The sequence below is a fragment of the Hymenobacter sediminis genome, assembly GCF_003231285.1.
GTDB classification, from domain to species: domain Bacteria; phylum Bacteroidota; class Bacteroidia; order Cytophagales; family Hymenobacteraceae; genus Hymenobacter; species Hymenobacter sediminis.
Genome location: NZ_QKNS01000048.1, coordinates 1 through 290 on the forward strand (window position 1 = coordinate 1; position 290 = coordinate 290).

Here is a 290-nt window from a genome sequence, read left to right on the forward strand (position 1 = left end):
TCAGCGACGGGAACGTCGCCTTGTCCTGCTCCGCATCCTTGCCGGCGGTCTTGCCAAGCTGCGCGGTATCGGCCTCTATGTCGAGGATGTCGTCGCGCACCTGGAAGGCGAGGCCGAGGGCGTCGGCGAAGCGATCGAGCCGTGCGAGCGCGTCCGCATCCGCACGACCGCACAGTGCGCCCATGCGGACCGACGCGCGGATCAGCGCGCCGGTCTTCATCGCATGCAGGCGCTCCAGCGCGCGCAGGTCGACCGACTCGCGACTGCCCGTCGCATCGACGTCGAGTGCC

General features: G+C 70.0%; 1 protein-coding gene. It reads right to left on the reverse strand.

Annotated elements, in window-relative coordinates:
• Nucleotides 1-290, reverse strand: a 290-nt coding sequence (locus DNI29_RS23900) for a polyprenyl synthetase family protein (RefSeq protein WP_202910588.1), incomplete at both ends; no start/stop codon positions are given.